This window comes from Bacillus sp. FSL E2-8887 (assembly GCF_038007205.1).
In the GTDB taxonomy this organism is placed as follows: domain Bacteria; phylum Bacillota; class Bacilli; order Bacillales; family Bacillaceae_G; genus Bacillus_A; species Bacillus_A mycoides.
In genome coordinates this window covers 509,993-530,485 of sequence record NZ_JBBOWS010000001.1, presented here as the reverse complement: position 1 = coordinate 530,485, position 20,493 = coordinate 509,993, and the positions used below count along the sequence as shown (strand labels likewise).

The following is a 20,493-nucleotide window of genomic DNA, read 5'->3' as shown; positions in this document are numbered from 1 at the left end:
ATACCTATAGGGGTATAATAAAATGTTTTTGAAAATCTGTCAACACATACGTTTGACAGATTATCGGCTTTTTACAAGTAATTGAACGGCTTCTTTAATTAACTCTTCATTTGAACCATTACCTGTTTCAAACTGCTCGCGCAAACATTGCTCTAAATTTGTTCCAACAACGAGTCCAATTGTACGATCAAGTGCAGAACGGGATGCAGTTAACTGTGTAATAACATCTCGGCAATCTTTTCCCTCTTCCATCATGCGAAGCACACCACGAACTTGACCTTCAATACGTTTCAATCTATTTTTCATATCTTGATTATATTCCACTGTAGATCACCTCCGTAATTATAACTATATTATACATTACTTTGTAACTTTGTATAATATCATATACCCTTAAGGGTATATTGTAAAGTGGTTTATTTTTTTGAAATCTCCTAGAGTATAGTAAAAATGCAAAAGCCACTGATTTCATTGGCTTTTGCATTTCTCAACTACACTGCTTGGTAGTCCAACTAATTCATTTCATTTACGAATCAAGGAATCAACCGTTTTATTATCCTACTTCTTATAATCTCTTTGTAAAACTATAATCCATTTCTCCACCTAACGCTTCAGGTGTATCACCAGTTTCTCTAAAATCATGTGTATAAATTTGTTCAAATGAACCGAAATCTACTTGCTTATAAAATTCGAAACAAGGGAATCCATCATGTTCTCCTTGAATATCGATACTACCATCCTTGTTCACACATACAGTTAATAAATAGTCCACAGGAGGGGCATACACATTTAACGGATTACTAGCGCTTGCACTCATTTTGAATTGCACACCATCAGAATTCCATGAAATATCCGTACACACAATATTTTCAGTACTCGCTTTTCCTGTTCTTTTATTCACAGAACCATCTGGATTCGTGACCTTCTCTGTCGTAATACCCGTGTTTGCATATGAAAACACTTCTTCTTTATAAAAGTCCACTACTACCTCTTGCTCAACTCTAGAGCGCATAGTATTTACCGCATGTGGTGTAAATTCACGTGAATCACCTTCGAACTGGATTACTTTCCCTGTTTGTGCATCCTTCCGCGGTTCTGTCCAAGACATTGGAATAAATACACTGGCTCTAATTTTAACGATATTCGTCATAAGAAACACCCCTGTAATTCTAATTTTATATACTGCATACTATTGAATAAAATAGACCACAATTTCAATCCTAGAACCAATAGCTTTCTCTTTTACGTTTGCTACTTCCTTCTAAAAAATAGCACTATATTTATATCTAGATTTTCGTTTTAAAGCTATATTCCATTTCTCCAGCTAGTGCTGCTGGGGTATCATCCGTTTTCCTGAAATCATGTGTATATATTAATTCAAATGAACCAAAGTCGATTTGTTTATAAAATTCATAGCAAGGAAAACCATCATGTAAACCTTCAACATGCGCAGTACCACTTTCATTAACTCGTATAGTCAAAAAATAATCAGCTGCAGGTGCTGCCGCGTTTAACGGATTACTTGCACTTGCTCTCATTTCAAATGAAACTTCATCTTCACTCCATACAATATTTGTACATGCAATGTTTTCTGTACTTGTTTCTCCTTTTTGATACTCAATTGAGCCATCTGGATTTGTAATTTTCACAGTAACGATACAAGCATCTGCATATGTGAAAATTTCTCTTTTATAAAAATCAACAACCACTTCTTGTTCTAATCTTGAACGCTTTGTGTTCACAGCGTATGGTGTAAATTCACGTGCATCTCCGGCATATTCAAACACTCTTCCCGTCGCAGGATCCTGAATAGGTTTCAGCAAAGCATACGGTGCAAATACACTCCCTCTAATTTTAACGATATTAACCATGTGAAACCTCCATAATTCATTAATATTATTTAGATAAATCATTATTTGTTCTATTACTATTATATAGTCAATTTGATTGACTATATCCTGTATAGTACAATAGATTCTACTTATAGTCAATTTAATTGACTATAAGTAAGGAGGTTATATACATGACTCATCAAACACTTAACGAACTAGATCTTACATCACTTTTATCACTATCTTTCAGCACATTAATTACTGAACTACATGATAGATTAAGTGAATTAGGATTTGAAGATATTAGGCCAGCGCACGGTTTTATGTTCAAACGCATCCTTCCTAATGGAGCAACCGGTATAGAACTAGCTGAATATTTAGGGGTTTCAAAACAAGCCATAAGTAAAATGGTAGATTCTCTTGAGAACAGTGGTTATGTCACGCGCCAAACGCATCCTACTGATAAAAGAGGTAAAATTATTGTTTTAACCGAGCGTGGTTTAGCAGTAATGAAAGCAAAAGAAGAAATAGTAGCTGAAATAGAACAACGATGGATTGCAAACATAGGTGCAGAACGAATGCAAATGCTTAAAGAGGATTTAACAACATTCGTTACTAAAGAAAATACAGGAAAATTATCATCGAGCATACGACCTGTTTGGTAAACAAAAACTCCATATAATAAAAAAGAACGGACAAGAAATTCTATGTCCGTTCTTTCCATCACACATACTTCCGATGCACCATCTTCCCATCATAAGAAAACACAACGCCCTTACTCTCCACAATCGATTCCATATGCACTGTTCTTCCCCATAGCTGATGAAGATACGGTAATACTTTTTCTAAGTATTTTAAATCTAACTCAATTCCTTCATAGCTATGTTTAATGTACAATTCCCCATTCTTTAAGTAGTCTCCATCTTCTACTACTAAGTACGGGAAACCTCCATTTGTGCGCATATTTACGAGTTGATCGCGTACATGCTCCCATTCTTTATCAATTACTTTATATTCTTTTCCTTGGCGCTGGAATAAGTACATATCTTCTCTCATTACAAGTTTTTTATTTAAATAGTTTCTTAGGAACGATACATCCCATTCAATTTCCCGTACTTCAAAGATTTTGTCACGACCAGAACCAGGTTTCACACCGCGTCGTTTCATTTCTTCTGTCGGGTTGTTATAGCGCTCTTCAATATCTTCGAACATTTTAATACCGAGGTAGTATGGATTAATACTTGTTTTTGATGGCTGTACGACACCTGCATTTAATTTCGCAAATTCAATTGCTTCACCAGATGTTAAGTCCATTTCACGAAGTATGCGTTGATGCCAGAAGGAAGCCCAACCTTCATTCATAATCTTCGTTTCAAGCTGTGGCCAGAAGTATAACATTTCTTCACGCATCATCGTTAATATGTCGCGCTGCCACTCTTCTAGCTCACGGCTATATTCTTCAATAAAGAGGAGTAAATCTTTTTCTGGCTGCGGTGGGATTTTCTTCTTTTTATGCATATTAGGTCGTTCTCTCTTTTTGTTTCGATCATCTAAATTCCATAAATCATCGTACTGTGATATCTTTTTCTTTTCTACATCCTCTTCTAAATCTTCAATACTCCATGCAAGTTTCGGACGCATAAGCGATGGATCAATATGTTCTTGAATGGCAAGTACGGCATCTAAAAATGTTTCTACCTCTTCTCTTCCATACTTATGTTCATACGCCTTCACACGATCTGCTGTCGCTGCCATACTCTCCACCATATCGCGCTTCGTATTAGAAAAACGAATATTATTTTTGAAGAAATCACAATGTGCTAAAACGTGCGCCACGATTAATTTATTTTGAATTAAAGAATTCGTATCTAATAAAAAGGCGTAACATGGATTAGAGTTAATAACGAGTTCATAAATTTTACTAAGTCCTAAATCGTATTGTAATTTCATTCTGAAAAATTGCTTTCCAAAACTCCAATGCGAAAACCTCGTCGGCATCCCATATGCACCAAATGTATAGATAATTTCCGCTGGACATACTTCATAGCGCATCGGATAAAAATCAAGACCAAATCCAGTCGCAATTTCCGTAATTTCAGCAATCGCATATTGTAGTGCTTTATCATCACTTGCTCTCATTATTTTCCCTCCTTACACTTTCCCTTAAGAAAGTGTATGATGAGAAACAAGCTTTCATGAGGATTGATTGCATAATAAAAAGACACCCTCTAAAAAAACGAGAATGCCTCTTTCTAATTAACCTTCAATGATCTCCATCTTCTCCGTAATCGGTGTACGAGCTTTTCCTTCTGGTGCTTTATCGAAATAGCCGATATGAAGAATTCCAATGATGCGTTGACCTCTTGTTAAACCAATTCCTTCTATAAATAGTGGATTGTAGTTTAATCCACCTGATTTCCAAACGCACCCTAAGCCGCGTTCCCAAGCAAGTAATTGGAAGTTTTGCATAAATGCACATGTTGCAGCGTAATCTTCGTCACGTTGAATTTGACGCGGATCTTCATTAATGTAAACAACGATTTGTGCAGGTGTGCTTAAGAAACGATCAGATAAAGTTTTGCCGCGTTTTGCTCTTTCTTCTTCTGTGAAAGAGTTTAATACTGCGTCTACTAATTTCTGACGGCCTTCTCCAATATATAATTTACAATTCCATGGCTCACGATGTTTATGATTCGGTGCCCATATTGCGTCGTTTAATAGTTCAATTAATAGCTCTTTTTCTACTGCTTTATTTGTAAATGTACGAACAGAGCGTCTTTCTTTAATAACATTTGCGATGGAAGTATATGTAGTCATATTTTTCTCTCCCTTATTTTTATCTATATGTATAAATCCGTCATTGATATTGATTTTCAATTTCGATTATAACCTAGTTTTTCACTATTAATCAATGTTTTATGTTGGAAAACCATGAAAAACTTCTTTTTATACTGTGAATAAAAAAACTTAACTTGTTCACAAGTTTTTCACATTTTATGGAAATGATATGTGTAAGTTTTCCACATTACCCATCTAGGAGGAGTTTATATGTACAAGAAAATCGCAGTAAGTATGACTATGGCAGCATTATTGTGCGGGATATCTGTCTTTCCTGCTTCTGCTTCCGCTGCCACGCCAAAAGAAGTAACAATGCACCATCATAAGCCTATTTCAGAAGAAGAAATGCAGTCGCTCGAAAAACTCGGCTATAATAAACATGAAATTTGGAAAGCTGCCCACATTGCAAGAATAAGTAAAAAAGAAATTAAGGACGTTTTAGCTTACTATAAGCAAAATAAATCTTGGGAGAAAACAGCCGAGCATTTCGGTGTAGACCCAAGTAAATTGAAAAAGCATCATATGAATAAAGAAACGAAAAAAGCACTACTGCAAAAATTAGCAAATATGCAAAAGTCCACACCAGATGGACTGAAACAAAAAATGAAAGAATATAACATCGGCTTACGCCAACTTACCGTGTTAACAATCATCTCTCAAAAAAGTAATACCCCTCTTGACGATGTACTAAAAATGAAAAAAGATGGGATGGATATTAAACAAATTGCGGAAAAATTAAATGTTAAAAAAGAAGATATACGGGCAGAAATGATTAAATTAGTGAAGTCTATTAAAGAAAAGAAAACAAATTAGCCTGTCAAAAAGGAAGAGATATTCAATACTCTTCCTTTTCTTTATCCCGCTATTTCTGGGTAGTAAAACTCCCACCTCAAAATTCGGCTGGAGCAAAGAAGTTAGGTGGGAGTCGTGCTGCCCGTAAAATCCCGATTATTAGCCTTCACTTTATGAACTTTCAATTTTCAAGTATAAATTCCCGTCTTTCCCAAAAACTAACACAAGTAAATGATGTGTGTAAGGGGTGAGGAAATGTTCCGTGTATCATCTAAAAAGAAGAAAAAAGCACTCTGTTCTATTCCGGAGTTTATCCACACTATGAAAGAATCCAGTGATTTCGTGTCTTATAACGTAGTAGACGATGGAACATTGTGTTTGTTTTATTATAAATCTACAGCTGAATCCCTCCTCATTAATCGATTCATTTTAACACCTATTAAAAGAGAATTAGATCACATTGAAAATATAAGTGATATAGCAAATATCGTCACACTCGAGGACATCATCACCGACCCTTCTATTGATGATATTCGTGAAAAATTATTAAGTGGGTATGTACTTATTCAGCTAAAAAATGATTCTCACTCAGCAGAATATGCACTTATTCGTGCTGAAAGTTCAGTTTTAGGTACAAGGTTATATAACGATACAGAGAATGAATATAGTGTCATCGGTCCAAAAGTCGGCTTCGTTGAGAATATCGATACAAATATACACTTACTTCGACGAAATATCGTAACAGAACAATTAGTTTTCAAAGAAGTTATAGTTGGTTCTATATCAAAAACAAAGGTCGTAGTTGCTTACATCGAAGGCATTACAAATGATCAGCACGTCAATACTGCAATGCAGCGCCTACAAGGCATTGACTTTGATGTTCCTTTCGATGCGACTATGATCGAACAATTTATTAGCGATAATAGTAACTCTCCCTTCCCTGTTTTACTACCTACAGAGCGCTTAGATCGTTCTGTTTATGCACTCATTAATGGTGGTGTTGTCATTTTAACAGATGGTTCACCATACGCATTAGCTGGACCGGCGACATTACTCGATTTCTTCGTATCTCCAGAAGATTATTATTTACCATGGATAGCAGGCTCATTTCTTCGAATGGTTCGCTTTTTCGGAGCAGCATTCTCGCTATTTTCATCAGCTATTTATACAGCTGTATTAACGTATCACTATCAAATGATTCCTGCGGATTTACTAGGTCCGATTATTTTTTCAAGAGCTAATGTACCCTTTCCGCCCATTTTAGAAGCACTTTTTTTAGAAATCACAATCGAATTGCTCCGTGAAGCTGGAGCACGATTACCTACAAAAGTTGGACAAACAATCGGCATCGTTGGCGGGATTGTAATTGGCCAAGCATCTGTTCAGGCTGCTTTAACGAGTACCATTTTATTAATTGCAGTTGCTTTATCAGCACTCGCTTCTTTTACAACACCAACTGTAAAAATGTCTTCTACTATCCGGATACTACGATTTCCACTTATTCTTTTAGCTGGTGCATTTGGGGGCTTAGGTCTCATTGTAGGATTCGTACTCATATTAGCTCATTTAATTCGCTTAAAATCACTTGGATCACCTTATTTATTACCTCTATATCCATTTCGCGGTTTAGGAACGGCAGAAGGTCTCTTTCGCTTGCCATTTAGTCAAACTGCAGGACGTGCCTCTTTTCTAAGACCAAAAAAGAAATGGCGCTATGATCCAAACAAAGCGAAAGAAAAACATGATGGTGAAGAGAAATGAAAAATACTTTATTATGCTTTTCCATTATCATTTTAATTTTCCAATCCGGCTGTACACAACCGAATATAGTAGACACACAGCGAATGATTCATATAGGTGGATTTGATATAACGAAAGATAAAAAATTTCGCGGGACAATCTTATATCCCGATTACACAAAAGGCGTTCAATCAAAACCAGAAACTCAGTCAACTACCGCAGATACAATTGAAACAATTTCTTCACTTCTAAACGCCAAATCACCACATACGATCGCTGTAGGTCAAATGCGTGTTGTCCTATTTGGAAAATCATTTGGTGAACGTGGAATTGGGGATGTTATTAACAACTTACAACGTGATCCTAATATTGGCCGAGATGTGCAACTAGCGCTTGTAGATGGTTCAACAGAAGAATTACTTAAACATGTCAAAACGAATGGATCGCTATATCTATCTGATTTACTGGAGCAAAATATAGAAACCGAGACAATCCCTCGGACAGCTTTAAATATTTTTTTATATAACTTTTATTCATCTGGATGCGATCCATTTCTTCCTTATATTAAAGTTGATGAAGACAAGTCTGCTTCCATTAAAGGAATTGCTTTTTTAAAAAAGGATAAAGTGGTTATGTACACAGATAAAAAAGGATCTTTTTTATTAAAACTACTCATTAATCCAACTAAAAATGGTCGTTACGAAGTTCCGATACGTCAAGGTAAGCATAAAGGATTGATCGCTACTCAAAACTTATCCGGGAAAAGTTTTTGTTCTCTTTCCCAAAACGGTGACATTCCGAAAGTTAACATCCACTTAAAGTTAAACGGACTTATAAAAAATGCTCCCGACTGGCTCGATTTAGCAAAGCACGAAAATATAACTTACGTAAAAAAACATGTAGAAAAAACGCTTGAGAAGCATTTAAACGAATTAATAAAACAATTCCAAGAAAAAGAAATCGATCCGATAGGTATACAAGAAGAAATTCGTAGTCATTCAAGAAAATGGACTATAAAACAAATTCAAGAAATGTACCCTAATGTAGACGTTGCTGTTCATGTGCAAATCAATGTCGTGCAATCTGGTATCGGAGAATAGTGAGGTGCTGTAATGGCTGGACAAGATAAAACACATACTGTTTCCCCTTATTTCACATTTCTTCTATTACACTCCCTTCAAATTGGAGTAGGTGTGTTAGGATACCAAAGGATTATTGCGCAATATGCCGGTTATGATTCTTGGATTTCTCTTATTGTTGCGGGCATTGCAACTCATATCGTGCTATTTTGCATGCTTAAAATGTTAGAAAAAGATAATGATTTAATGAATATTCATACGACATGTTTCGGAAAGTGGATTGGAACATTTTTGTCCGTATGCTTTGCTGCATACCTTCTATTATTTTGCCTTACTGTCCTTCGTACATATATTGAAGTCATTCAAGTTTGGGTCTTCCCTACAATTAAACCGTGGAAATTAACTTTATTATTTTTACTTGTGACTTACTACGTAATTAAAGGTGGTTTTCGCTCTGTAACAGGAATATGTTTTTGGGGCGTCGTAATACCGATTTTCGTCCTATTTTTCTTAGTTTTCCCAATGAAATACGCGCATGTCCGTAACATTCTCCCAATTCTAACTCATTCACCTTTAGAAATTCTAACTGCAGCGAAATCATCTGCATTAGAATTTCTTGGATTTGAAGCAATTCTTGTTTTTTATCCATTTATAAAAAAAGAAAAATCATTAAATAAATGGGCGCACGGTGGTATTGCTTTTACAACAATTCTATACGTAATACTAGCCATTGTTTCCCTTATGTACTATAGCCAAGGACAACTACATCATACAATTTGGCCAACATTAACAATGCTAAAAATCATAAAGATTCCTTTTATCCAAAGGTTTGAGTACATCATTATTTTCATGTGGTATCTTATTATTTTACCTAATCTTTGTTTAACAATTTGGTCTTCTTGTTGCATTAGTAAAAGGTCTTTTCACGTACCATTTAAAATTACACTTCCATTTTTTATTGCAGCTATATTTATTTCATCCTTATTTTTCACAAACCGTGAAAGTATCAATACATTAAATACAGTACTGTCTCAAGCTGGTTTATATATTGTATACGCTTATATCCCAATTTTATTTCTATTCCATTCACTACGATGGCGCTTCAAAAATCAGTCGAAAAAATCTTCACCCGACACACCATGATATTTGATACAATTTGGTTAATACATTTGTAAAGGGGACAAGCGAATGAAAAAGTATGTATTTTCTTTACTTGTAGTACTAAGCTTAATTCTTGCTGGATGCGGGAGTACTGGTACAAATGAAAAAAAATCTTCTGAATCAAAAGAAGAGCATGACCACGCATCACATACTCAGCAAGCTGATATTCAAGAAAAGACAAAAGGAGTCGACACACTCCCTACCTTCCTAGACAAGCTTGATCCGCAAATGAAAGATATCTACACTGTCGCTGGACAAAATGCAGAGCTATTAGATTGGATTCCATGTTACTGCGGTTGCGGTGAGAGTGTAGGACATAAAAACAATAAAAACTGCTTTATTCGTGAAATTAAAAAGAATGGTGAAGTTGTTTGGGATTCCCACGCAACAACTTGTGTCAACTGCCTAGAAATCGCGGTTGAATCGGCTTCCATGAAACAAAAAGGAAAATCAACGCTCGAAATTCGTAACTATATCGACAATAAATACAAAGAAGGGTATGGCAAGCCAACACCTACGCCAATGCCAAAAGCATAAAAACGAGGAAATCCCTCGTTTTTCTCTTTTCATTCACCTTTTTTCTTAACAAATTCTTTCAAGTGTATTTCTCCTTACTTGTCACACACTATATATAACTCCTCGGTAAGGAGGGTACACAGTGCAAACATATAACGACTATGATAAAGCTCTCTATTACACGTATTGCTGTAATTGGGATAAATTACTCGTTCTCATGGTTCAAACGAACGATCAATTATTTTCTAAGCGTATTGAGCATTTTTTACACGCTTATCAATACAGTAAAGAACTACCAGAAGTTGATAAACAATTGCAGCTCCTATTTCAATATATTGACCACGCATCCCAAAAGTCACATGTAGAAGAAGTAGAGCAAATTCAAATGTAAAATATAGCGCTATTCTCTTTATGAGAATAGCGCTTTTTTAAAATGTTTATATCAATAAAAGTTTCTCCTTATAAAACTTTTATTGATAAACATATTTTTTCTTTCTTTTCCCTACCACTTCATACTATAATTTAGTATGTAACTATTATAAGTGAGGTATAAAATATGGGACGAGAAAAAAAGCAAGAGTATGCTTTATTTGCTGCATGGGGAGCTTCGTTTATTGCTACATTAGGAAGTCTATACTTTTCCGAAATTATGAAATTTGAGCCTTGTGTCCTTTGTTGGTATCAACGTATTTTTATGTATCCATTTGTTTTATGGCTCGGTATCGCTGTAGTAAAGAAAGACTATCGCATTGCAAGTTATTCTTTACCAATCGCAAGTATTGGTGCTTGTATTTCTTTATATCACTATGCAATTCAAAAAATCGCAGCATTTTCAGCTGCTGGGGCAGCTTGCGGCCGCGTACCTTGTACGGGAGAATACATAAACTGGTTCGGCTTTGTGACAATCCCGTTTTTAGCACTTATCGGCTTTATCACAATCGCTGTTTGTAGCTTCATCGTAATTAAAAACAAATAAGGAGATGAAAGAATGAAAAAAATGCTTATATTTGGCGGTATTATTATCGCCTTGTTTGCAGCAATTTTCGCTGTAACACAAATGGAAGAAAAAAATGCTTCAACAAGCCAAAAAATTGATAATGCTACTAGTCAAACAGATGGTTCTGACTACTACACAAATAAAATCTCTCTTTCAGATCTCCAAAAGAATTTAAAAGAGAAAAAAGAAGAAACAGTATACTTTTATCAAACATCTTGCGTTCATTGCCAAAAATTATCTCCTATCGTAGTACCAATGGCTAAAGACTTGAATGTTGATATGAAAGTTATGGATATTGAAAAATTAGATGCTCCTTGGGATGAATATAAAATTAAAGGAACTCCAACAATCATTCATTTTAAAGACGGTAAAGAAGTGAGCCGTATTAGCGGCGAACAACCGGAAGACAAATTAAAAGAGTGGCTTGAGCAAACGAAAAAATAATAAGAAAAGGAAACTCCTTCTATACATGAAATGGGCGTAAAATCCCACACTAATGTATGAGGAGGGGGTTTTATGCCAGAAGTGAAATGCTCTGTTTCCAATTGCTCATTTTGGGGACAAGGTAACCTTTGTCAAGCAAGTGCAATCGTTGTTCAACCTGATGCACAAGAAGCAGGTCAAATTGAAAACAGTTCATATACAAACGCTACTTTAACAAACGAGACGCTTGAAAGTTCTGTAACAACGAGTGTAGAAACGTGTTGTCATACATTTAAACCGAAATATTAAACGTAAAAGCATACGATTAGTCGTATGCTTTTTTACATTCCTCTCCAAACATCATGCATCATAAAAAAGTACAAAATAACGAGAAGGACCGTCCCGCATAAAGTAATGCGCCGATATACACTCTTCTCCCCTTCCCTCGCTTTAACAAATGCCCAAATAAATCCAACGAACAATATTAAATCAATATATGGAACATAAAAGGAGAAGACGAGTAACGCATATAAATACACGATAAATAAACAAGTCGTGATTAAGAAAATTTTAAATGCAAATTCACTTTTCATAATGTGACCGCCCCCCAGTCTGTACTGTATTATATTCAGCAAAACATAATAGTTGCTGTTTCAATTTTTTTATCTCACTATTTACAGGCGCGCGATTGGTATGAAATCATTAAAACCAACTAAACTTCATCACAAATAAGCTACCGCCTATACACGGTAGCTATTATGGAACATTATATTTCCTTTTATATATGTTACTTAAAATCGAATAAGGTAATTGCTCATAACGAATTTTTTCTCCCGTTACATCTACAATATACAAATTGTTTCCTATATAATAGGTTCCATCTTTTCGTTTTGAATACACTGTATATTTTTCATTTGGCAATACCGTTTTTACTTTCGTCAATTGTCCATTTGGTTCTTGCCAATATATATTTACACGATCTACTAACGTAAGCATTCCAATTTGTTCTTCTTCTACTTTACGACCATTCCAACTCACAACCCGATAACCAAGCTTATACGCTTCATATTCGGGACTCGTATGAAAACGAGAAATAATTACTTTCGTCTGTAATTGTACCCGGTCGTATAACCATTGTATGTCCCGATCGTGCATGCGAATACAACCATTCGACTCCCTGCTTCCAATCGTCCATTCCCGATTTGTTCCATGAATTGCATATTCCTTTTTATCTAGACCTAACCACCTCGTACCGAGAGGGTTATTCGGAGCACCCCCAGCTATTTTTTTACGATGGTATTCTTTATTTTTATATTTAGTTATAATACAAAAATTACCCTCAGGCGTCGGGGTCCTGTCTTTTCCTGTCGTTATCGGAAATGTCTTAGTATAGTTTCCATCTTCAAAAAAAGACAGCTGATTCGTCGTAAGGTTAACTAATATTAAATGATCTGTATTAGCAAAAACGCTAGCTGGCAGGCAGAAAAATAGGATTACGATAAACCATACTTTCTTCATCTAAATCCTCCCTAGCACTAACATCATAATAAAGTGAAACTTTACTCGTTGGGGGATTTTGTCCATCCCCACTGAGGATTAGCCTTCACCAATCGAGCATTTACGGACATTTATCTCCCACCTAACTTCCTTGTATTCACCGAATTGTTAGGTAGGAGTCTTACTGCCCGCAAATAGCGGGATAAATACAATTAACTTTACTTTGCTCTTATAAATGAAAACTATCCATTCACAATTACTCCACCATTTACATGCATCATCTGTCCCGTTACATATGCCGAATCACTAGACGCTAAATATACATATGCAGGCGCTAATTCATACGGCTGACCAGGCCTTTGCATAGGAACATTACTCCCAAACTGTGATACTTTTTTCTCATCAAAACTGGATGGAATAAGCGGTGTCCAAATTGGGCCTGGTGCAACACCATTTACACGAATTCCCTTTTGTACTAACGACTGAGATAGCGATCTTGTAAAAGCGACAATCGCTCCTTTCGTTGCAGAATAATCAATCAACGTTTCATTTCCTTCATACGCAACGATAGATGCCGTGTTTATAATTACATCCCCTTGCTTTAAATGAGAGAGGGCTGCTTTTGTAACATGAAAATAAGAAAAAATATTAATACGGAACGTTTTTTCTAGCTGTTCCGCTGTAATATACTCTAGTCCTTGCTGCGGATATTGCTGTGCGACGTTATTCACAAGAACATTTAGCCCCCCTAGCTGCTGGGCGGTCTCTTCTACAATCTCTTTACAATGTTGTTCATTACTCAAATCTCCCGGCAATAATACACAATTCACGCCTTCTTTTTCCACAAGTTGTTTCGTCTCAGTTGCATCTTCGTCCTCATCTAAATAAGCAATCGCAATATTTGCTCCCTCTTTTGCAAAAGCGATAGAAACAGCTCTTCCAATCCCGCTATCTCCTCCTGTAATTAATACATTCTTTCCTTTTAACTTTTCACTTCCTTTATAATTTGGATCTTCAAACTTTGGAAGAGGATTCATTAACGATTCAATACCAGGTTGTTTATTTTGATGTTGTGCTGGCATTGTTAAAAAGTTTTTTTGCTGCGGCATAACTTCCTTCAACTCCTTTCCCCTTATAATGCGCACAATAAAAAAAACTACTTACACATTAAAGAACCGCGATGCACACACAGTTTTACGATTAATATTCGAATTTACGACATAAAATATGAGTTGTTCTAAAGTTTTTATGCAAAACTATTGCAAAATAGTTAAAAAACGAATATTATATATAACTGTTGTGAAAATTATTCGTAAAAAGAAAGGATGTTTATATGTTTAACCTTTCAAAACATAAAACTTCTATTAAAACTGAAATTATGGCAGGTATTATTACCTTTTTAACAATGGCATATATCATTGTCGTAAACCCTGTCATCCTTGGGGATGCAGGTGTTCCGTTTGAACAAGCATTTACAGCTACAATTATCGCTGCTGTTGTCGGAACATTATTTATGGCGATCTTTACTAATTTACCAATCGCAATTGCACCAGGTATGGGATTAAATGCTTACTTCTCTTATTCTGTTGTAAAAGCCCATGAAGGCATGACTTTCGCAATTGCATTCTCTGCTGTATTCGTAGCAGGTATGATTTTAATTTTGTTATCATTCACATCTTTCCGTACGAAATTAATGGAAGTAATTCCTGAGAACTTAAAACATGCACTTACTGCTGGTATCGGTCTTTTTATTGCTTTTATCGGTTTGCGCTTAACGGGAATTGTTACAAAAAATGATGCAAACTTAGTTGGGCTTGGCGACCTTCACTCTGCTCCAGTTCTACTAGCATTAGCTGGCCTTGGAATTACAATTATCCTTATGTCTTTAAATATAAACGGGGCACTATTTATCGGAATGTTATTAACTGGTATTATTGCTTACTTCACAGGTCAATTAACATTCTCAAGCGGCGTTACATCAATGCCTGGATTACCAGAAGGAATTATCGTTTCAAATCCAATTACTGCTGTATCTGATGTAATTAACTACGGATTATACGGCGTTGTGTTCTCATTCTTCCTTGTTACACTATTTGATACAACTGGAACATTACTTGGTGTAGCACAACAAGGTGGATTTATGAAAGATGGAAAGCTTCCAAAAGCAGGACGAGCTCTTCTATCTGACTCATTCTCAGCAACAATTGGAGCTATGTTCGGAACAACACCATCAACAGCTTACATTGAATCATCTGCTGGTGTTGCAGCTGGTGGTCGTACTGGTTTAACAACTGTTACAGTAGCTGTTCTATTTGCATTAGCAGCATTCTTCGGACCGTTAGTGAGCGCTGTTTCTGGCGTTTCAGCTATTACAGCACCATCACTAATTATCGTTGGTAGTCTTATGATGGGCTCAGTTCGCCACATCGATTGGGATACATTCGATGAAGCATTCCCAGCATTTTTAGTAATCTTAAGCATGCCACTTACATCAAGTATCTCAACAGGTATTGCACTTGGATTTATTTCATACCCACTTATGAAAGTGGCAAAAGGACAATTCCGTGCTGTTCACCCACTTGTGTATTTATTCGGGATCTTGTTCGCTTATCAATTAGTTTTCTTACCACATTAAAATCCCTCGTAAAGAGGGATTTTTTCATAAATAAAAAAGGCTGCAGAGAACTCCTTCTCCACAGCCTAATTATTATTTTTGCAAAAACGTCTGCAAATCTGCAAATTGTCTCTTTGCATCTTCATAGCCTTGCTCATATAAACTTTGTAATTTAGCCGTATCCTTTTCCATACGATCTACTTGAAGCGGCACTTCTGGGCGAATAACAAATAAATTACCTGCTTGCTCTTCTTTTTCAATGTAGTGAAGTGTTTCATTATACACTTCATAACGATTCAGCATCGTATTTACAAGGTTTGGATACTTCTTATAAGCCTTTGCTGCAATCCAACCAAATTTTGATTTTTTCTTCGCGTAACCATGATTTCTCGTCAAAATAACGACTGATTTTTTAAATCCATCTTCCTGTGCTTTACGAACTGGAATCGGATCTGAAATCCCGCCATCTAACAATTGCTTACCTCGGTAGTTTACTGCCGGTGCAATGAAAGGTAATGAACTAGATGCTTGCAATAAATTTAGTGCATCATCATTCGTTCCCTCTTTTTCAAAATAAACAGACTGTCCTGTTTCACAATCAGTTGTTCCTACAAGGAAACGCTCTGGACTATTAAAGTATGTTTCAAAATCAAACGGTACATGCTTTTCTGGAATTTCATGAAAAATGAATTCCATATCAAATAGCTGACGTTTTTTCCACAAGTTTTTATACGATAAATACTGCGGATGTGATGCATAATCAATATTTACTGTTTTATTTCTATTTCTTTGTCTGGAAAGATACGACGCTGCATGACAAGCACCAGCTGATACACCAATTACATATGGAAAATATAAATCTTGTTCCATAAAATATTCTAATATCCCGCCCGTATATACACCACGCATACCGCCGCCTTCTAATACTAACCCCGTATTTTCAAGCATGTTATTCTCTCCTCTTTATATATATTGACTCTTTAATTATTCACTATGTTAAGTATCTTTTTCTATTATATATGAGTTCTTTCAGAAATTATATTCAAAAGGCTTGAAAAAAAGAAAAATAGAGACTCCTCAACAACCCGGTCTCTATTTTAAGCTCTTTGATCAGCAACGATATGAATATCAATATACTTCGTTTGTCTCATAATTTCATTTACAATAGAACCTTTTCGTATTTCTTCCCACCGTGTTCTCGCCGATTGCCCGAGTAAAACTTGTGTCACCTGTAGTCTTTTTGCAACTTCAATAATAACATCAGCGGGCTTTCTTCCCTTTGCTTCTTCTAATACAAAGCTCGCATCAAATTGATTCGTTAGCGATTTCCATTCTTCAATCGTTTGCTTTTTGCCTGCTGAAATAGAATCTATATTTTCTCTTTCAACGTTTAACACATACAATTCAGCATTTAGCCGATCAGCCATGCGCCAACCTCTCCGTATTAATTTCTCTGCTGTTGAACTGTATTGTACACAAACGAGAATTTTTTCTTTCACACCGATCGGTTCTATTACTGTTTGGCTAATTTTCTCATCCATATCATCTGCAACTTCTCGAAGTGATAACTCTCTTAATGCCCCTAAATTATTTATCGTAAAGAAGTTTTGTAAGCTTTGCTCTATTTTTTCTTCCTTATATATCTTTCCATCTATTAATCTCTTCCGTAGTACCTCAGGTGTTGCATCAACAAGCTGAATTTCATTTGCTTTTTGTAAAATAAAGTCTGGAATACGCTCTCGTACTTTGACATTCGTAATTTGAGCTACAATATCATGAACGCTTTCTAAATGTTGAATATTAAACGCTGATAATACAGATATACCGGCATCTAACAATTCCTGCACATCCATGTAACGTTTCTTATTTTTCGACCCGGGAATATTACTATGCGCAAGTTCATCCACAACAACAATTTGTGGTGCCCGCTTTATAATTCCTTCTACATCAAGTTCATAAAATACTTTCCCTTTATAATCTATTTCTTTTAAAGGAACTTTTTCTAAATCAGCAATTGCTTCTTCCGTCTCTTTTCTACCGTGTGTTTCAATTAAACCAACTACAATATCAATACCGTCTTTTTTCATCTCTCTTGCATCAAATAGCATTTTATAACTTTTCCCAACTCCAGGTGCAGCCCCTACGTATAGCTTTAGCTTTCCGCGATTTTGCTGCCGAATATATTCTAAATACTCTTCTGGCGTTCGCCTTTGAAACGTCGGTTTATAGTCATCCGCATACAAAACACTCACAACCTTTCTTTCGAAACAACGCTACCTCAATCCGTTAGATTGAGGTAGCACTGTTACTATTTCATTAATTTCTGCAATTCTAAATTTAGCTTTAAGACGTTTACACGATCCTCTCCAAATAAACCGAGTGCAGCTCCTTCTGTTTGATCCTTAATCAATTGATCTAGCTTTTCTTTCGGAATATTCGTTAATTTTGAGATGCGATCTACCTGCACAGAAGCCGCCTTCGGACTAATGTCAGGATCAAGCCCTGAACCTGAATTCGTCACTAAATCTATCGGTACTTCTGTAACTGGAATGGTTGGATTTTGTTCCTTCCACTCTGCAATACTTTTCTCAACTCGTTTTGCTAAATCTGGATTAGACGGTGCATAGTTATTTGAACCAGATGCTTCTGCTTTATATTCTATACTAGAGACACGTCCATGAAAATAACGTGGATCTGTGAAATTTTGACCGATTAAATTTGAACCAACTACTTCATCTTTATCATTATATATAAGACTTCCATCCGCATTATCCTTCATTACCGCTTGCGCAATACCAGTTACAATAAGCGGGTATACAAGGCCGCACAAAACTAGAAATGTAAAAGTAATACGAATAATTGGTGAAAGTATACTTTGTTTTTTCGCCATCTTTTTTCCCCTCTTCCTTATATGAACAAGCCGACAATCATATCAATTACTTTAATTCCAATGAATGGAACGATAACTCCACCAAGCCCATAAATGAGTAAGTTTCGGCTAAGCAATGCATTAGAACTCATCGGTTTATATGCAATACCTTTCATCGCTAACGGAATTAGTAGTGGAATAATAACTGCATTAAATATTAATGCTGATAAGATTGCTGAAAGCGGTGATGTTAATTTCATAATGTTTAATGCTTCCATTTGCGGAATCGCAAGTGTAAACATTGCTGGAATGATTGCAAAGTATTTTGCAATATCGTTCGCAATACTAAACGTCGTTAACGCACCACGTGTCATTAACAATTGCTTACCGATTCCTACAACCTCAATAATTTTCGTTGGATTCGAATCTAAATCAATCATATTTGCTGCTTCTTTCGCAGCTGTCGTCCCACTATTCATTGCTAATCCAACGTCAGCCTGTGCTAATGCCGGAGCATCATTTGTACCATCACCTGTCATCGCTACAAGTTTCCCTTTATCTTGCTCTGCTTTAATAACTGCAATTTTATCTTCTGGTTTACACTCAGCAACGAATTCATCTACCCCTGCTTCTTTTGCAATTGTTGCTGCTGTTAATGGGTTATCCCCTGTACACATAACCGTTTTAATCCCCATTTGGCGCAATTGTTCAAAACGCTCACGCATACCAGGTTTTACTGTATCCTTTAAATAAATTAAACCGTAAATACGATCATCCACTGCAACTAAAAGTGGTGTTCCGCCTTCTTTTGAAATTAAATCTGCTTTTTGATTCACATCTTTCGGAATCGTTCCGCCTTGTGATTGAACCCATTCAATCACGGCACCGACAGCACCTTTTCTCACTTTCGTTCCATCCTGTAAATCAACACCGCTCATTCTTGTTTCTGCTTTAAATGGAACAAATTCACCTTGTTCTGCAATTTCTCTATTATATGATATAGATTTCGTTTGTACATATTCTATAACAGATCGACCTTCTGGTGTTTCATCTAAAACTGAGCTAATCGCAGCCCATTTTCCTACTTGCTCAATCGTTTCATTTCCTACTGGTAGCAGTGTATGTGCCATCCGGTTCCCGAAAGTAATCGTACCTGTTTTATCTAAAATAATTGTATTAATATCACCCGCAGCTTCTACTGCTTTCCCTGACATCGCTAATACATTAAACTTTGTTACGCGGTCCATCCCAGCAATACCAATTGCTGATAATAACCCACCAATTGTCGTTGGAATTAAACAAACTAACAATGCTACAAGTACAGCTGTATCAATTTGAAACCCTAAATAGTTTGTAAAAATCGGCAACGTCACAACGACGATTAAGAAAATTAGAGTTAAACTCGTTAATACTGTATTTAAGGCAATTTCATTCGGCGTTTTTTGACGCGCAGCTCCTTCTACTAAAGAAATCATTTTATCAATAAATGATTCGCCAGGATTACTCGTAATTACAATCGTAATCTCATCACTTACGACCATCGTACCGCCTGTCACTGAACAAAAATCGCCACCCGCCTCTTTTATTACAGGAGCTGATTCCCCTGTAATTGCAGATTCATCGACAGACGCTAAACCTTTAATCACTTCACCATCATTTGGAATCATTTCTCCTTGTTTTACAATAACAACGTCACCTTTTCTCAGATCAGTTGCTGAAACTTGAACAATATCTCCATTTTCTTTTACAACATTTGCAAACACATCTTTCTTCGATTGTTTTAAAGAATCGGCTTGCGCTTTACCACGCCCTTCAGCTAAAGCTTCTGCAAAGTTAGCAAATAAAACTGTAAATAATAGAATGAGAGAAACTGTTATATTAAACCACCCTGGTACACTACTAGAACTACTTGGAAGAAAGGATAAAATTAACGTAATGATAAATCCAATTTCCACAACGAACATAATCGGATTCTTTATCATTACTTTCGGATTCAATTTCGCAAAGGATTGTTTCATTGCATGTGTCACGATATCACGATCCATCGTTTTTGCTTGTCTAACCTCATCTTCTACAGCATGTATTTGTGATTCATTTACTCTTTTTTCTTTTACTACTACCGGTCTCATCATTTA

General features: G+C 36.0%; 23 protein-coding genes. 11 read left to right on the top strand and 12 right to left on the bottom strand.

The genetic code is table 11. From position 1 onward, the window contains the following. Positions 1-60: 60 nt before the first annotated feature. The 3 genes from NSQ08_RS02500 to NSQ08_RS02490 all read right to left on the bottom strand — a co-directional run bounded on the left by NSQ08_RS02500 (position 61) and on the right by NSQ08_RS02490 (position 1,871). Entirely contained in the window at positions 61-324 is a 264-nt protein-coding gene (locus tag NSQ08_RS02500) for a metal-sensitive transcriptional regulator (RefSeq protein WP_000456201.1), read from the bottom strand. 241 nt (positions 325-565) lie between these two features. Further along, a complete protein-coding gene (locus NSQ08_RS02495; protein ID WP_002140456.1) occupies positions 566-1,150 on the bottom strand; it encodes a DUF3238 domain-containing protein in 585 nt (194 codons plus the stop codon). Between the two features lie 136 nt (positions 1,151-1,286). Next, complete coding sequence (locus tag NSQ08_RS02490) at positions 1,287-1,871, bottom strand: DUF3238 domain-containing protein (RefSeq protein WP_002029900.1); 585 nt, start codon at positions 1,869-1,871, stop codon at positions 1,287-1,289. Between the two features lie 152 nt (positions 1,872-2,023). Between NSQ08_RS02490 and NSQ08_RS02485 the strand changes: the two genes are divergently transcribed. Then, entirely contained in the window at positions 2,024-2,497 is a 474-nt protein-coding gene (locus tag NSQ08_RS02485; RefSeq protein ID WP_002140454.1) for a MarR family winged helix-turn-helix transcriptional regulator, read from the top strand. 58 nt (positions 2,498-2,555) lie between these two features. Here the strand turns inward: NSQ08_RS02485 and spoVR are convergent, their stop codons facing one another. Together spoVR and NSQ08_RS02475 are read right to left on the bottom strand one after the other, a co-directional pair. Next, on the bottom strand, positions 2,556-3,971 hold the full coding sequence (gene spoVR, locus NSQ08_RS02480) for a stage V sporulation protein SpoVR (protein ID WP_002029894.1): 1,416 nt from the start codon (positions 3,969-3,971) through the stop codon (positions 2,556-2,558). Between the two features lie 117 nt (positions 3,972-4,088). Then, a complete protein-coding gene (locus NSQ08_RS02475) occupies positions 4,089-4,649 on the bottom strand; it encodes a nitroreductase family protein (protein ID WP_002029893.1) in 561 nt (186 codons plus the stop codon). Positions 4,650-4,880: 231 nt separating this feature from the next. On the opposite strand from NSQ08_RS02475, the gene NSQ08_RS02470 reads away from it, so the two are divergent. From NSQ08_RS02470 to NSQ08_RS02430, 9 genes are all read left to right on the top strand, one after another. After that, positions 4,881-5,483 carry a hypothetical protein gene (locus NSQ08_RS02470; protein WP_002029891.1) on the top strand — a complete coding sequence of 201 codons (603 nt, stop codon included), beginning with the start codon at positions 4,881-4,883 and terminating at the stop codon, positions 5,481-5,483. Positions 5,484-5,717: 234 nt separating this feature from the next. Beyond that, a complete protein-coding gene (locus NSQ08_RS02465; protein WP_002140452.1) occupies positions 5,718-7,223 on the top strand; it encodes a spore germination protein in 1,506 nt (501 codons plus the stop codon). Further along, a complete protein-coding gene (gerYC, locus tag NSQ08_RS02460) occupies positions 7,220-8,302 on the top strand; it encodes a spore germination protein GerYC (protein WP_002140451.1) in 1,083 nt (360 codons plus the stop codon). The genes NSQ08_RS02465 and gerYC overlap by 4 nt, the downstream gene beginning before the upstream one ends. Positions 8,303-8,314: 12 nt before the next feature. Continuing rightward, the gene (locus NSQ08_RS02455) at positions 8,315-9,424 is read left to right on the top strand and encodes a GerAB/ArcD/ProY family transporter (RefSeq protein ID WP_002029888.1); all 1,110 of its coding nucleotides are present in this window, start codon (positions 8,315-8,317) and stop codon (positions 9,422-9,424) included. A 45-nt stretch (positions 9,425-9,469) separates the two neighbouring features. Continuing rightward, positions 9,470-9,979: a PCYCGC motif-containing (lipo)protein gene (locus NSQ08_RS02450; protein WP_002029887.1), complete on the top strand. Its 510-nt coding sequence runs from the start codon at positions 9,470-9,472 to the stop codon at positions 9,977-9,979. 121 nt (positions 9,980-10,100) lie between these two features. Beyond that, on the top strand, positions 10,101-10,349 hold the full coding sequence (locus NSQ08_RS02445; RefSeq protein ID WP_001195459.1) for a YhdB family protein: 249 nt from the start codon (positions 10,101-10,103) through the stop codon (positions 10,347-10,349). 165 nt (positions 10,350-10,514) lie between these two features. Next, a complete protein-coding gene (locus NSQ08_RS02440) occupies positions 10,515-10,934 on the top strand; it encodes a disulfide formation protein C (protein ID WP_002125372.1) in 420 nt (139 codons plus the stop codon). Positions 10,935-10,946: 12 nt separating this feature from the next. Beyond that, positions 10,947-11,399 carry a thioredoxin family protein gene (locus NSQ08_RS02435; protein WP_002029885.1) on the top strand — a complete coding sequence of 151 codons (453 nt, stop codon included), beginning with the start codon at positions 10,947-10,949 and terminating at the stop codon, positions 11,397-11,399. A gap of 72 nt (positions 11,400-11,471) precedes the next feature. After that, entirely contained in the window at positions 11,472-11,687 is a 216-nt protein-coding gene (locus NSQ08_RS02430) for a DUF1540 domain-containing protein (protein ID WP_002029883.1), read from the top strand. Positions 11,688-11,719: 32 nt separating this feature from the next. Here NSQ08_RS02430 and NSQ08_RS02425 read toward each other — a convergent pair whose 3' ends face one another. The 3 genes from NSQ08_RS02425 to NSQ08_RS02415 form a co-directional block, all read right to left on the bottom strand. Next, positions 11,720-11,971, bottom strand: coding sequence for a hypothetical protein (locus NSQ08_RS02425; protein WP_002029881.1), 252 nt, complete (start codon positions 11,969-11,971; stop codon positions 11,720-11,722). A gap of 163 nt (positions 11,972-12,134) precedes the next feature. Continuing rightward, the gene (locus tag NSQ08_RS02420; protein ID WP_002029880.1) at positions 12,135-12,896 is read right to left on the bottom strand and encodes a L,D-transpeptidase; all 762 of its coding nucleotides are present in this window, start codon (positions 12,894-12,896) and stop codon (positions 12,135-12,137) included. 221 nt (positions 12,897-13,117) lie between these two features. Next, a complete protein-coding gene (locus NSQ08_RS02415; RefSeq protein ID WP_002087502.1) occupies positions 13,118-13,984 on the bottom strand; it encodes an SDR family oxidoreductase in 867 nt (288 codons plus the stop codon). 224 nt (positions 13,985-14,208) lie between these two features. Between NSQ08_RS02415 and NSQ08_RS02410 the strand changes: the two genes are divergently transcribed. Then, positions 14,209-15,510 carry an NCS2 family permease gene (locus NSQ08_RS02410; RefSeq protein ID WP_002029878.1) on the top strand — a complete coding sequence of 434 codons (1,302 nt, stop codon included), beginning with the start codon at positions 14,209-14,211 and terminating at the stop codon, positions 15,508-15,510. A gap of 72 nt (positions 15,511-15,582) precedes the next feature. Here NSQ08_RS02410 and NSQ08_RS02405 read toward each other — a convergent pair whose 3' ends face one another. The 4 genes from NSQ08_RS02405 to kdpB all read right to left on the bottom strand — a co-directional run bounded on the left by NSQ08_RS02405 (position 15,583) and on the right by kdpB (position 20,487). Then, entirely contained in the window at positions 15,583-16,437 is an 855-nt protein-coding gene (locus NSQ08_RS02405; RefSeq protein WP_002029877.1) for a patatin-like phospholipase family protein, read from the bottom strand. A 149-nt stretch (positions 16,438-16,586) separates the two neighbouring features. Then, on the bottom strand, positions 16,587-17,741 hold the full coding sequence (kdpDN, locus tag NSQ08_RS02400; RefSeq protein WP_002029873.1) for a KdpD-like non-kinase potassium sensor: 1,155 nt from the start codon (positions 17,739-17,741) through the stop codon (positions 16,587-16,589). A gap of 56 nt (positions 17,742-17,797) precedes the next feature. After that, positions 17,798-18,379: a K(+)-transporting ATPase subunit C gene (gene kdpC / locus NSQ08_RS02395; protein ID WP_137076683.1), complete on the bottom strand. Its 582-nt coding sequence runs from the start codon at positions 18,377-18,379 to the stop codon at positions 17,798-17,800. A gap of 17 nt (positions 18,380-18,396) precedes the next feature. Continuing rightward, positions 18,397-20,487, bottom strand: a complete 2,091-nt coding sequence (gene kdpB / locus NSQ08_RS02390; RefSeq protein ID WP_002140441.1) for a potassium-transporting ATPase subunit KdpB — start codon at positions 20,485-20,487, stop codon at positions 18,397-18,399. Between the last annotated feature and the right edge of the window lie 6 nt (positions 20,488-20,493).